Here is a 12784-nt window from a genome sequence, read left to right as displayed (position 1 = left end):
AGGCAAGTGCACCTACGTAGCGCCGACCGGTCACCGACGACATGCAGCCGCTACCGCTCGCCCCTGAGCCGATCGAGAGGAAACAACAAGTCGTGTTCAGTTACCGTCCGCGGCACTGGCTTACCGCAGTAGGGGCCACGCTGGCGCTTCTCGCAACCGCCGCCTGCTCGGGCAGCGGCGGCGGCGGGCAGAGCGAGGCAGCAGCCGACGTGGCCAAGAAGGACCGCTACGGAGGCACCCTCAACATAGGGCTCAGCGCCGACCCCGGCGGGGTCGACGCAGCCGTCGTCAACCAGGTCTGGCGCACGGTCGCCCGCGCCCTCGCCGACTCGCTCGTCTTCTACAACCCCAAGACCAAGAAGGTCGAACCGTGGCTCGCCACGAGCTGGACGGTCAGCAAGGACGCGCGGACCTATTCGTTCGAGCTGCGTGACGACGTGACCTTCCACGACGGGACCAAACTCACCGCGAAGGTGGTCAAGGCCAACCTGGAGAGCCTGAACCGGCCCGGCATCCACTCCAGCGCCAAGACCATCGTGCAGGGCATCAGCAAGATCACCACGCCCTCCGAGCACAAGGTGACCGTCCAGTTCGCGGAGCCGAACGCCGCCTTCCTGACGTCCCTGTCCCGTGCGTACGTCGGCATCGTCTCGCAGAAGACGGCCGAACTCCCCGTCGAGAAGCGGCAGAAGTGGCTGGACGGATCAGGCCCCTTCTACCTGGAGGAGTACACGCCGAACCAGCGCATCGTGCTGAAGAAGCGCAAGGACTACGACTGGGCGCCGAAGTACTTCGAGCACAGCGGGTCCGCCTACCTCGACGAGGTCGTCTACAAGATCATCCCTGAGGACTCGGTCCGCAACGGAGCGGTCATCGGTGACGACGAGCTCCAGTTCATCTACTGGGTGAACGCCAAGTACGTCTCCCAGCTGGAGGGTTCCGGGATGACGATCTCCAAGACCCTCAACCCCGCGACCGGGCTCGAACTGCCGCTGAACACCTCCTCCAAGATCCTCAAGGACGTACGGGTACGCCAGGCACTCCAGATCGGCGTCGACCGGGAGCAGTTCGTCAAGATCGCCTCGGGCGGCGTGGACCAGCCCGCGACCGGTCCGCTGAGCAAGGACAACCCGTTCTACTCCGACCAGAGCGAGCTGCTGAAGTACGACGCGAAGAAGGCGAGGTCGCTGCTGGAGCAGGCCGGCTGGACCAAGGTGGGCTCCGACGGGATCCGCCGCAACGCCGACGGCGAACGGCTGTCGCTGCGCGCCCCGCGGGACGACGCCCCCCTGCAGGTCCTCCAGGACCAGTGGAAGAAGCTCGGCATCGAACTCGTCCTCGACCCGCCGCTGGCCGCCGAGGCGAACGAGGCACTGCTCAGCGGCAAGTACGACGTCGCCTACTGGTACGCCTCCTCGCCCGACCCCGACGTCCTGCGCGCCAACTACGGCACCACGGACGGCTCCGACCGGAGCTTCGTCGCGGACGACGACAAGACGGGCAAGGAACTCGACAAGCTCCTCCAGGAGCAGAACCAGACGATCGACAAGGACAAGCGTCAGAAACTGGTCGACCACGCGGCCCGCATCCTCGTCGAGCAGGCCTACGAGGTGCCGGTGTCCAACGACGTCGACATCTGGGCCCACTCGCCCCGGCTGCACGACATCACGCCGGTCGGACTCGACCAGTACCTGATCAATGCCTGGCTGGCGAAGAAGTAGAACGATGGCACGATACGGTCTTCGACTCCTGTACGGCGTGATCGTGGTCTGGGGCGCGTTCACCGGGGCGTTCTTCCTGCTGTACGTCGTACCCGGTGACGCGGCGGGCGGCCTCACGGCCGGTGCCGACGGCGCCGACGTCAAGCAGCTCCTGGCCGAGCAGCGCGAGTTGCTCGGCCTGGACCGCCCCGTGTGGGTGCAGTACTGGGACGCGCTGACAGGAGCCCTCCAGGGCGACTTCGGCGAGAGCATCTACCAGCGCCGGCCGGCGGTGGAGGTGTACTTCGAGTCCTTCCCCGAGACGCTCAAGCTCGCGTTCCTCGGGCTGCTCCTCGCGGTCGTGCTGGGGGTGACACTGTCAGTGGTCATCGAACTGACCAACTGGAAGTGGGCGCGCGAGCTGCTCATCTCGCTGCCACCGGTCGCAGTGTCGCTGCCTCCCTTCCTGGTGGGCCTCGTACTGCTCCAGGTGTTCGCCTTCCAGCTGCACTGGATCAAAGCGGTCAACGATCCGAGTTTCGGCGGACTGCTCATCGCCTCGGCGGCCCTCGCGGTCGCCGGCGGCGGCAGCATCTCCCAGCTCCTGACAGCCAATCTCCGCGGCGCGCTGACCTCCCCGTACGTCGAGACCGCCCGCAACTGGGGGCTCAGCAGGTTCGACGTCGTGGTCCGGCACGCCCTGAAGAACGCCGCACTGCCGGTCATCACCTCGCTGGGCACCACCGTCGGCGTGATGGTCGGCGGGACGGTCCTCACCGAGACGGTGTTCTCCCGGCTCGGGGTGGGGCGGCTGGTGGTCGACGCCGTCGACGGCCGTGACATGCCCGTCGTCCTGGTCGCGGTCACGATCAGCGCGGTGATCTTCGTCGCGGTGAACCTCGTCGTCGACGCGGTCCACCCGCTGCTCGACAAGCGGATCCAATGGGACGGGTGACATGACGACTCTCGAAACCGAGGGAGCGACGGAGGCGGGCGAAGCCGCGACACCCATGTCGCCGTCCGCGCGGCTGCGCCGGCGGGTGGGGCTGCGACCCCGTCCGCCCGGGCACGGTGACCGCCGCCGGTGGGCCGCGCCGCTGCGCTCACCCGGGCTCCTCGCCGCGTACCTGTGGATCGCCGTGATCCTGCTCGCCGCGATCCATCCGGGCCTGTTCGCCGCCGGCGACCCGCTGCGGCAGGACGGGTCGCAGATCCTGCTGGCGCCCGGCGCCGACCATCTCTTCGGCACCGACGACTTCGGCCGTGACCAGTTCACCCGCGCCGTGTGGGGCACCCGGCTGTCCCTCCAGGCGGCGGTCGTCGCGGTGGCCATCGGGCTGGTGAGCGGCTCGCTGATCGGTCTCGTCGCGGGCGCGCTGCGCGGCAGGGCCGACAGCATCCTGATGCGGATCATCGACATCATGCTGGCGGTGCCGAGCCTGATCGTGTCCCTCGCGATCATCTCCGCGCTGGGGCGCGGGACGCTCAACATCGCCGTGGCCATCGGTATCAACAGCACGGCCGGGTTCGCCCGTCTGATGCGGTCCGAGGTGCTGAAGGTGAGCAACGCCAAGTACGTCGAGGCGTCCGTGTTCGCGGGGCACGGGTATGTCCGCCGCCTGTTCAAGCATGTCGTGCCCAACGCGTCCAGGTCGGTGCTCGCCGCGGCCACCATGGACATCGGCACGGCGATCCTGACCGTCGCCGCACTGAGTTTCCTGGGCCTCGGCGCACCCCCGCCGACGCCCGAGTGGGGCCTTCTGGTGGCCGAGGGACGCACCTTCATCGGCGTCCAGTGGTGGCTGAGTCTGCTGCCCGGCCTGGTCATCGTGCTGACCGTCCTCGCGGTCTACCGCGTCGGCAGGTCGTTCAACCGAGGGAGGACCCGTGTCGTCGCCTGAAGTGCCGTCGACCGAACGTGTCTCGTCGTCCGCGCCCGGCCGGCAGAGCACGCCGCTGCTGCGCCTGCGGGACGTGAGCGCCGAGTTCACCGTCCCCGGCCGCGCCCCGGTGCCCGTGCTCGACGGAGTGAGCCTGGACGTCGAGGCCGGTTCGATCCGTGCCGTCGTCGGCGAGTCCGGCTCCGGCAAGTCCACCCTGGGACGGGTCGTCACCGGCACCCTCCCCGAGAACGGGCGCGTCACCGCGGGCGAGGTCGTCCTCGGCGGCCGTACGCTCACCGGACTGTCCGAACGGCAGTACCGGGCCGTCCGCGGCAAGGAGATCGGCTACATCCCCCAGGACGCGCTCCTGGGTCTCAACCCCCTTCTGCCGGTGGGCGTCCAGGCCGCCGAGCCGTTGCGCGCGCACGGCGTGGGTTCCCGCGCGGAGCGCCGCGAACGGGTCCTCGACCTGTTCGCGAAGGTCGGACTGCGCGATCCCGCCCGCCTGTACGGCCGCCATCCGCACGAGCTGTCCGGCGGGATGTGCCAGCGGGTGCTGATCGCCGCCGCGATGAGCACCCGGCCCCGGCTCCTGATCGCCGACGAGCCGACCACCGCGCTCGACGTCACGGTGCAGAGGACCATCCTCGACCTCCTGTCGGAGCTGGTGGAGAGCGAGGATCTCGGCATCCTGCTGATCACCCACGACCTGGGGGTCGCCGCGGAACGGGCCGACGAGATCGCCGTCGTGAAGGACGGCCGGATCGTACGCGGCGGGCGGACCGGCGAGGTGATCGCCGACCCGGGGGACCCGTACACCGAGGACCTGTTGCGCTCCTCCTCTCTCGGCTTCTCGGGCCGGCAGGCCGCGGCCCACCGGCTGGAGTACGCCCGTACCGTGCCCGCGGACTCCCCGGTGGTCGTCGAGGCCAAGGAGGTCGGCAAGACCTTCACCTCCCGCGCCTCCCGGGCGTCCCGTCCCTTCCGTGCTGCCCGCAGTGGTCCGGACACGGTCACCGCCGTGGCCGGCGCCTCGTTCCAGGTGCGCAGGGGGACCACGCTGGGCATCGTCGGCGAATCGGGATCGGGCAAGACCACCCTCGTACGCATCCTCGCCGGGCTGACCCCGGCGGACAGCGGCACGGTCGAGATCGACGGCGAACCGGTCGTCCACCACCGCAGGGGAGCCGGACAGGCCGCCCTGTACCGCAAGGTGCAGATGGTCTACCAGGACCCGTTCGCCTCCCTCAACCCGCGCTCGACGGTCCGCGCGATCCTCGACGAACCCCTGCGGGGCCACAGGTACGGGACGGCGCAGGAGCGTGCGCGCAGGATCACCGAACTGCTGGAGGTGACCGGCCTGCCCGCCGAGCTGGCCGACCGGTACACCGCCGAACTCTCCGGCGGCCAGCGGCAGCGCGTCGCCATCGCCCGCGCACTCGCGCCCCGGCCCGACGTCGTCGTCCTGGACGAACCGGTCTCCGCACTCGACGTGACCGTGCAGCGCCAGATCCTCGCCCTGCTCGACTCGCTCCAGCGCGAACTGGGCCTGACCTACGTCTTCATCTCGCACGACCTGGGTGTCATCGCCGAGGTGTCCGACGAGATCGTCGTCCTGCAGCACGGGCACATCGTCGAACGCGGACCGGCCCTCGGCATCCTCACCGAGCCGCGCACCGACTACGTCAAGGAACTGCTGGCGTCGATCCCCGGTGCCGCCGCGCCCGGCCCGGCCGCCGAGGCGCGACACGACGCGGCCGTCCTCACGCCACACGACCCGGCCGTCCTCGTGGGACCCGGCAGATCCGCAGCAACAGAACGGACCACCTGATGCCTCAGCGACAACTCCACCTGGGCTACATGCACTGGCTCAACGGCACCCACTGGGGCGGCTGGCGCCACTCCGACGCGCCCACGGCGCAGGCCTTCGAGCTGGAGTACGCGACCAGGGCCCTGCGGATCGTCGAGGACGCGAAGTTCGACTTCCTCTTCCTCGGGGACACCCTCCCGGGCGACATCGTCGGCGAGCAGTGGGTCACCACCCACAACACCGGACGCCTGGAACCCTTCACCCTGGCCTCCCAACTCGCCCTGAAGTCCTCGAAGATCGGGCTCGTCGTGACGGCGCACCCGACGTTCTACGAGCCGTACATCCTGGCGAGGCTGACGGCGTCCCTCGACCACCTCAGCGGCGGACGGCTGGCCTGGAACGTCGTCCTGGGCGCCTCCGACCTGGCCGCCCGCAACTTCAGCCTCCCCGACCTGGGCGGCGCCCACCGCTACGAGCGCGCCGACGAGTTCATCCACGTCGTCCGGCGGTTGTGGGACAGCATCGAGAACGGCGCCTACCTCCAGGACAAGAAGACCGGCCGCTACATCGACGAGACCAAGGTCCACCGGCTCGACTGGCAGGGCAGACACTTCCAGGTCGCCGGCACTTTGCCGCTGGAGCGCCCGCCGCAGGGCCACGTACCGCTGCTGTACGCCGGTGCGTCCGAGCTCTCCCGCGAGCTGACCGCGAAGTACGCCGACGTCAACTTCACCGGTCCGGCGACACCGGAGGACTCGATCGCGTTCAACACCGACGTACGCCGGCGCGCCGAGCGCCTGCGCGGCCGGGTGGACCCGATCTTCTTCCTGCCCGGCATCACCCCCCTCGTCGCCGACACCCGGGCACAGGCGGTCGAGCTGTACGAGGAGCTGAACGACCTGCTGCCGTTCGACGACGACCTCGTCGACGGCGACCAGGACGAGTCGTACTGGTCGGGGCCCGACTGGGCCCGGATCCGCGATTCCCGGTTCCCGCTGCCCAAGGGTGTCCGCAGCGTCCGCTCGCTGTCGGAGCGCGTCGGTGTGGATCTGCGCCCGCTGGGCATCGACGGCACCGTCAAGCCGGACACCGCCGACCGGTTCAACGACTACGGACGCACCCTGCTGACGGCGCTGGCCCGGCGCACCGGCCGCACCGTGGACCAGGGCGCTGTACGGGTCAAGGACGTGCTGGGCGCCTCGATCGCGGGGAACTTCCCCCTGGTCATCGGCACGGCCGAACACGTCGCCGACACCCTGATCGACTGGTTCGACCGCGGGGCCGCCGAGGGGTTCAACGTGAGCGTGCCCTACCTGTGGGAGCCCCTGGAGCGCTTCGCGAACGAGGTGGTCCCCATCCTTCAGGAACGCGGCGTGTACCGCGCCGACTACACGACCGACACCTTCCGGGGCCACTTCGGCCTCGACACACCCCCCAACAGCTTCGCCACGAACGACCCGGAGGAACGATCCGCATGAGCAGCCGACGCAAGCTCCGCCTGGGCCTGGCCGCCTACGGCACCGGCTGGGACCTGGACGCCTGGCGGCTGCCGGAGGCCACCAACGCCGGCCTGCGCGACCCCAGTGTCATCCTCGACATCGCCCGTACCGCCGAGCGCGGCAAACTGGACTACGTCTTCGCCGGCAGCGCGCTCGGCAGCGAGCCCGAACGCCTCAACCGGATCTTCCGCTGGGACAATTTCGTGTACGCCGGTCATGCCGCGGCCCTCACGAAGAACCTCGGGTTCGTGATGTCGGTGAACTCCTCCTTCGAGCACCCCTACGGCGTCGCCCGGCAGTTGGCGACACTGGACAACTTCAACCAGGGGCGCACCGCGCTGAACGTCGTCTTCGGCATCGACCGCGACGGCGACCCGGTCGGCAACTTCGGCAGGAACCCGGTACCGACCGAGGAGACGAAGTACGCCCGCGCCCGGGAGTTCACCGAGGTCGTCAACCGGCTGCTGTACGACAGCTGGGACAATGACCTCCTGCTCGACGACAGAACCGGTGGCACGCTCGTCAAGCCGGACTCCTGGCACCAGATCGACCACCACGGGGATCACTTCGAGGTCCGCGGACCGCTGAACGTATCGCCACCGGTGCAGTCCCACATCCCGATCGTGCAGGTCGGCCTCTCCGAGGAGTCCCTGCGGTACGGCGCCGACTTCGCGCAGGTGCGCTTCTCCCCGTACTTCGGCATCAGCCGCGGCAAGGAGGAGTACCGCAGGCTCAAGGAGCGGGTCGCGGCCAACGGACGTGACCCCGAGAAGTTCAAGATCATCCCGGGGATCACCTTCTACCTGGGCGGCACCGCCCGGGAAGCGCGTGCGAAGTTCAACGAGATCAACGCCCTGCAGCTGACGCAGGCTCTGCCGGCCGCCTTCACCCAGGCCTTCGGCATCGACCTGTCACGGGTACGTGACAGCGAGCGCGTCCTCGACGTCGTCGACATCGACACGCTCGCCGACGACGCGCTCAAGCCGCTGCTCAGCGACCGCGCGCGCGACACCAAGGACGACCGGGAACTGCTGCGGCAGATCCTCGCCACCCAGATCGGCGAGGACGCCACCCTGCGCGAGCTGTACCACTACGTCCAGCGCGCCCGGCACGCACAGCAGCCGGCCGTCGTCGGCGACGCGAAGACCATCGCCGACTGGCTGGAGGAGAACCTGGAGGAGGAGGTGCTCGACGGCGTCCAGCTGTTCCCCCCGTACCACCGCGGACCGGCCGACCTCTTCGTCGACCTCGTCGTACCGGAACTCCAGCGCCGGGACATCTTCCGCACCGAGTACGAGGCCTCCACGCTCCAGGGCCTGCTGGACACCGACGACACCTACTGAGGACGGAGGACGACCGTGCCCCCCGCATCGCAACTCCCCGACGGACACCGCCGGCTCGGCTCGTCGGGCCTGGTCCTGTCCGAGATCGGCATCGGCGCCAGCACCTTCGGCCGCTCGGGCATGCGCGCGACCCGCCAGGAGGCGGTCACCGCGATCGTCGACCGCGCGATAGACCTCGGCATCACCTACTTCGATCTCGCCGAAGGCTACGGCGACCGGCCCGGCCAGAGCGAGGAACTGTTCGCCGCCGCACTCGGCGACCGCCGCGAAAAGGTCGTCATCGGCACCAAGTTCGGCCTGAACCTCAACAAGGAACGCGGCGCCCCGTACAGCAGGCCAGGGTCCCGCAAGTACATCGTCGCCGCGGTGGAGGAGTCGCTGCGCCGACTGCGTACCGACTACATCGACCTGTACCAGATCCACTTCCCGGACCCCCTCACCCCGATCGACGAAACGCTGTCCGCGCTCGACACGTTGGTGCGGTCCGGAAAGGTGCGCTACATCGGCGCATCCAATTTCAGGGCCTGGCAGCTGGTCGACGCGGAACACACGGCCCGCGCGAAAGGCCTGACCCGGTTCGTGTCGACGACCGACGAATACAGTCTCCTGTGGCGCAAGCCGGAGGAGGAACTGATTCCCGCGCTCGGTCAGCACGGCCTCGGATTCATTCCCTATTTCCCCCTGCAGAATGGACTGCTCACGGGGAAATATTCGGCGGAACGGGCTCCGGAGAATGCGAAGATAACCAACCTGAAACGCTATCTGCTGCGTTCGGCGCCCTGGGCCGCACTGGCGAAGTTCGAGCAGTTCGCGCGCGACCGGGACATCACTCCGAGCGCCGCGGCCCTCGGCTGGCTGCTCGCCCAGCCGACGGTCACCAGCGTCATCGCGGGGGTGACCGTGCCCGAGCAGCTCGACGAGAACGTCCGCGGCTCCCGGTGGGTCCCGACGGCGGAGGAGGAGGCCGAGCTGCGCGGCCTGTTCACCGGCGACCTCTCGGGCGGCCCCGGTGTGGTCGACCGGGGGTGAGGCGCCGAACGCCGAGAGACGTCGGGAGGGTTGTCGGTGCCAGGGGCGACGGGCCGGAGCCGGAGCCGGAGCCGGAGGTCGGGGGCCGGGGGCCGGGAGCGCGTCGCTCCCGGCCCCCGGCGTCACCGCGCTGCGGCCGTCGGGTCACCGCCGGGCCCGCTCCCGGTCTCCGTCGGCCGCGTGGGATCGGAGGTCCACGCCGACCACGAACCGGGGTACAGGGCCGCCTCGACCCCCAGAGACGCGAGGGCCAGCACCGTCGTGGTCGCCGACACCCCGCCGCCGCAGTACGCGCCGACCACGCGTCCGTCCAGGTGAGAGGCGTACAGGGCCCGCAGCTCCGTGGCGTCGCGCAGCTCGCCGCCGGAGAAGTTGTCCGACCCGGGGACGCTGTGCGCGCCCGGAATGTGCCCGGTCCCCGCCCGCCGCGGATCGCCGGTGTACGCCTCCGGGGCGCGCGCGTCGACGAGGTGCCCCGAGACGGCGAGCCCACCGGCGTCCTCGGCGGTCAGGACGGGCAGCGAACCCGGCCGTACGACGGCCGTACCCCTGGCCGGCGGTGGAACGGCGGTGTCGAGCGGTCCGCCGAACGCCTGCCAGGCGGCGAGGCCGCCGTCCAGGCAGCGCACGTCCCGCACGCCGGCCCAGCGCAGGATCCACCAGGCCCGGGCGGCCACGGCGGGAGTCTGCCGGGTGTGGACGACGACGGTGCTGCCGTCGTCCACACCCCAGGCGCGCAACCGTTCCTGGAGGTCGCTCGCGCGCGGGAGCGGCCCGGCGCCGCTGGTTCCGGTGCGCGGTCCGACGAGGTCCGGGTCGAACGGTACGTAATGAGCACCGGGTATGTGTCCGGACGCATAGGGGAGCCGGGGGTCAGGGCCGTCCCCTGTCTCTCGTCCCACTTCGAGGACTGTGACAGGTCCGCCTTCCCGCAACACGGCATCGAGTTCGCTCGCCGAAATGACGACGTTCCTGACGGAGGCCGGGCACATTACAGCTCCTCTTCGCTGGAATTTTCTCTGAAGATACATCGCGAGAGGCTTTGTTCTACATATTTTTTATTACACCCTGACCAAATTGCCCAGCAGCACACCACTACCACCACCATGAATGGAAAATCCGGATGTCAGCCTTGACCACCCCCGGCGGCCCGTACCGGGCGGCAGCCGACCGTTACGACAACCTCGCCTACCGCCGCGCCGGGACCTCGGGCCTGGACCTGCCCGCCTTCTCCTTCGGGCTGTGGCAGAAGTTCGGCACGGACTACCCGCACGAGACCCGGCGTGACATCGTGCTGCACGCCTTCGACCTGGGGATCACCCACTTCGACAACGCCAACCGGTACGGCCCGCCGCACCGGGCCGCCGAGAAGTTCTTCGGGCAGGTGCTGCGCACGGATCTCGCCGCCCACCGGGACGAGTTGATCCTGTCCACCAAGGCGGGCAACCCGATCGGCCCCAGCCCCTACCAGCGCGGCGGCTCCCGCAAGTCGCTGCTGACCTCGCTCGACCACAGCCTGCGCGACCTCGGCACCGACCACGTCGACATCTTCTACAGCCACAGCCCCGACCCCTCCACCCCGCTGGAGGAGACCGTCGGCGCCCTGGCGAGCGCGGTCACCTCGGGGAAGGCGCTGTACGTGGGCATCTCCAACTACCCCGCCGAACTGGCGCACGAGGCCGCCGTACTGCTCCGCGGGGCCGGGGTGCCGCTGCTCGTCCATCAGCCGCGCTACTCCCTCTTCGACCGGCGCCCCGAACGGGACGGCCTGATCGAGGTGGCCGCCCGGGACGGCTTCGGTCTCGTCGTCTACAGCCCGCTCGCCCAGGGGCTGCTCACCGACAAGTACCTCACCGGCACCGTCCCCGAGAGCGCGCGGGCCCAGAACAGCTCCTTCCTGTCACCCGACGTCATCGACGACACCTACCGCACGCGGGCGACGGCGCTCAATCAACTGGCCCGTGAGCGCGGGCAGTCCCTGGCCCAGCTCGCCCTGCAGTGGGTACTGCGGCTGCCGCAGGTCACCAGCGCGCTGATCGGAGCCAGTACGACCTGGCAACTGGACCACAACGTAAGGGCGTTGGACTTCCCGCCGCTCACCGAGGAGGAGCTGGCCCTGATGGACAGGTACGGAGTGCACGGAACCGCCGTGCAGGTCTGAGGCCCGTACCGGCCGGTGGAGCGCTCAGCTCCACCGGCGTACGACCTGGCGCTCGGCCACCCCCAGCAGGACGTCGCTCGCCTTGCCGAGGACGGCCAGCAGGACGATGGCGAGCAGCAGGATGTCCGTGCGGCCGGTGTTCTCGCTGTCGATCAGCAGGAAGCCCAACCCCATGGACGAGGCGATGTTTTCGGCCGCGACCAGGAACAGCCAGCCCTGCGCCAGGCCGAGTCGCAGCCCGGACAGCACGGCGGGCGCCGCGGCCGGAATCAGGACCTGGACCAGGAGGGCGGGGCCGCGCCGACCGTAGGCGCGGCCCAGTTCCCTCAGACGTGGGTCGACGTGGTCGAGGCCTGACGAGACGGTCGTGTACACGGGGAAGAAGGCCCCGATGGCGACGAGGGTGATCTTCGGGGTCTCGCCGATACCGAGCCAGAGCAGGAGCAGCGGGACCCAGGCCAGCGAGGGCACGGCACGTATCGCCTGAACGGTCGGAGCGAACACGGCCCGAGCGGCCCGGGACAAACCGACCAGACTGCCCAGGAGCAGACCGAGCGAGGCACCGGCGGCGAAGCCGATCGCCACCCGCTGCACGCTGATGGCGATGTGGTGTTGCAGTTCGCCCCGGTCGAACAGGGTTCGGGCGGCGTCCAGGACGGCCTCGGCCGGCGGAAGCTGGCTGCGCGTGTACGCCCCGGACGTCGCGGCCTCCTGCCAGCCGAGCAGCAGCACGGCGGGCAGGAGCAGACCGGCGGCGGCGCGCAGCACCGTGCGGCTCACGATGCCGCGGCTTTGCGGGCGAACTCCGGTGCGTAGAGGCTGTCGAGGGCCTCGTCGACATGCTTCGCGTCCGCTACCAGGTTCTCCGAGACCAGCAGGGGAGCGATCCGTTCGAGCACCTTGGTTTGGGCGGTGCCGGGTACGGGCGAGATGTGACCGTGGGTCGGCGCGGACAGGGGCATGGGCATCTCCTGACGGGAAGATTTCCGACAGCAAGATTTCCAACGGCAAGGGTTCGAACGGCAAGGGTTCCGACGGGAAGAGTTGCTGCGGGGAAAGTCCCTCGGAACGACAAGCGTCGACAGCCCGATCGACGCCCGAGGCGAAGGCCTCAGTGCACGGAGTGAGCGGCGATCAGAGAGTGGCGGCGCAACAGAGCGCGGCTGCGACCCGTACGAGATCGACGCAGCGGCGGCAGGTCAGCGACTGGCGCGGCATGCGACGATGCAAGGACGGAGGCCCGAGGGCGTCAACGCGCCTCCGGCATTCGAGACGATCACTGGGCGGGGCAGCCCGCGCGCACGCGAACCGACGCCGGGGTGCGCAACCCGCGGCAGGCGCCGACGCGCCGGAAGCTGC

Annotated in this window: 11 protein-coding genes; 8 read left to right on the top strand and 3 right to left on the bottom strand. The window is 69.7% G+C overall.

The window, feature by feature from the left end; genetic code table 11:
• Positions 1 to 92: 92 nt before the first annotated feature.
• The 7 genes from C6Y14_RS14325 to C6Y14_RS14295 are packed head-to-tail and all read left to right on the top strand — an operon-like array spanning position 93 to position 9264.
• Positions 93 to 1721 carry an ABC transporter substrate-binding protein gene (locus C6Y14_RS14325; protein WP_159074247.1) on the top strand — a complete coding sequence of 543 codons (1629 nt, stop codon included), beginning with the start codon at positions 93 to 95 and terminating at the stop codon, positions 1719 to 1721.
• Between the two features lie 4 nt (positions 1722 to 1725).
• On the top strand, positions 1726 to 2655 hold the full coding sequence (locus C6Y14_RS14320; RefSeq protein ID WP_159074246.1) for an ABC transporter permease: 930 nt from the start codon (positions 1726 to 1728) through the stop codon (positions 2653 to 2655).
• Between the two features lies 1 nt (position 2656).
• On the top strand, positions 2657 to 3601 hold the full coding sequence (locus tag C6Y14_RS14315; protein WP_107017036.1) for an ABC transporter permease: 945 nt from the start codon (positions 2657 to 2659) through the stop codon (positions 3599 to 3601).
• Positions 3588 to 5414: a dipeptide ABC transporter ATP-binding protein gene (locus C6Y14_RS14310; RefSeq protein WP_225891070.1), complete on the top strand. Its 1827-nt coding sequence runs from the start codon at positions 3588 to 3590 to the stop codon at positions 5412 to 5414. Before C6Y14_RS14315 ends, C6Y14_RS14310 begins: the two co-directional genes overlap by 14 nt.
• Positions 5414 to 6871: an NtaA/DmoA family FMN-dependent monooxygenase gene (locus C6Y14_RS14305; protein WP_107017035.1), complete on the top strand. Its 1458-nt coding sequence runs from the start codon at positions 5414 to 5416 to the stop codon at positions 6869 to 6871. Before C6Y14_RS14310 ends, C6Y14_RS14305 begins: the two co-directional genes overlap by 1 nt.
• On the top strand, positions 6868 to 8235 hold the full coding sequence (locus C6Y14_RS14300; protein ID WP_107017034.1) for an NtaA/DmoA family FMN-dependent monooxygenase: 1368 nt from the start codon (positions 6868 to 6870) through the stop codon (positions 8233 to 8235). The genes C6Y14_RS14305 and C6Y14_RS14300 overlap by 4 nt, the downstream gene beginning before the upstream one ends.
• Positions 8236 to 8250: 15 nt before the next feature.
• The gene (locus tag C6Y14_RS14295) at positions 8251 to 9264 is read left to right on the top strand and encodes an aldo/keto reductase (protein ID WP_107017033.1); all 1014 of its coding nucleotides are present in this window, start codon (positions 8251 to 8253) and stop codon (positions 9262 to 9264) included.
• A gap of 122 nt (positions 9265 to 9386) precedes the next feature.
• Here C6Y14_RS14295 and C6Y14_RS14290 read toward each other — a convergent pair whose 3' ends face one another.
• A complete protein-coding gene (locus C6Y14_RS14290; RefSeq protein ID WP_225891069.1) occupies positions 9387 to 10166 on the bottom strand; it encodes a sulfurtransferase in 780 nt (259 codons plus the stop codon).
• Positions 10167 to 10387: 221 nt separating this feature from the next.
• Between C6Y14_RS14290 and C6Y14_RS14285 the strand changes: the two genes are divergently transcribed.
• Positions 10388 to 11425 carry an aldo/keto reductase gene (locus C6Y14_RS14285; protein ID WP_107017031.1) on the top strand — a complete coding sequence of 346 codons (1038 nt, stop codon included), beginning with the start codon at positions 10388 to 10390 and terminating at the stop codon, positions 11423 to 11425.
• A 24-nt stretch (positions 11426 to 11449) separates the two neighbouring features.
• Here the strand turns inward: C6Y14_RS14285 and C6Y14_RS14280 are convergent, their stop codons facing one another.
• Both C6Y14_RS14280 and C6Y14_RS44510 read right to left on the bottom strand, forming a co-directional pair.
• A complete protein-coding gene (locus C6Y14_RS14280; RefSeq protein WP_199854733.1) occupies positions 11450 to 12205 on the bottom strand; it encodes an ABC transporter permease in 756 nt (251 codons plus the stop codon).
• Complete coding sequence (locus C6Y14_RS44510) at positions 12202 to 12387, bottom strand: hypothetical protein (RefSeq protein WP_199854732.1); 186 nt, start codon at positions 12385 to 12387, stop codon at positions 12202 to 12204. The genes C6Y14_RS14280 and C6Y14_RS44510 overlap by 4 nt, the downstream gene beginning before the upstream one ends.
• Between the last annotated feature and the right edge of the window lie 397 nt (positions 12388 to 12784).

This window comes from Streptomyces dioscori, assembly GCF_003024195.1.
Lineage (GTDB): Bacteria > Actinomycetota > Actinomycetes > Streptomycetales > Streptomycetaceae > Streptomyces > Streptomyces dioscori.
This window is presented reverse-complemented; position numbering and strand designations above follow the sequence as displayed.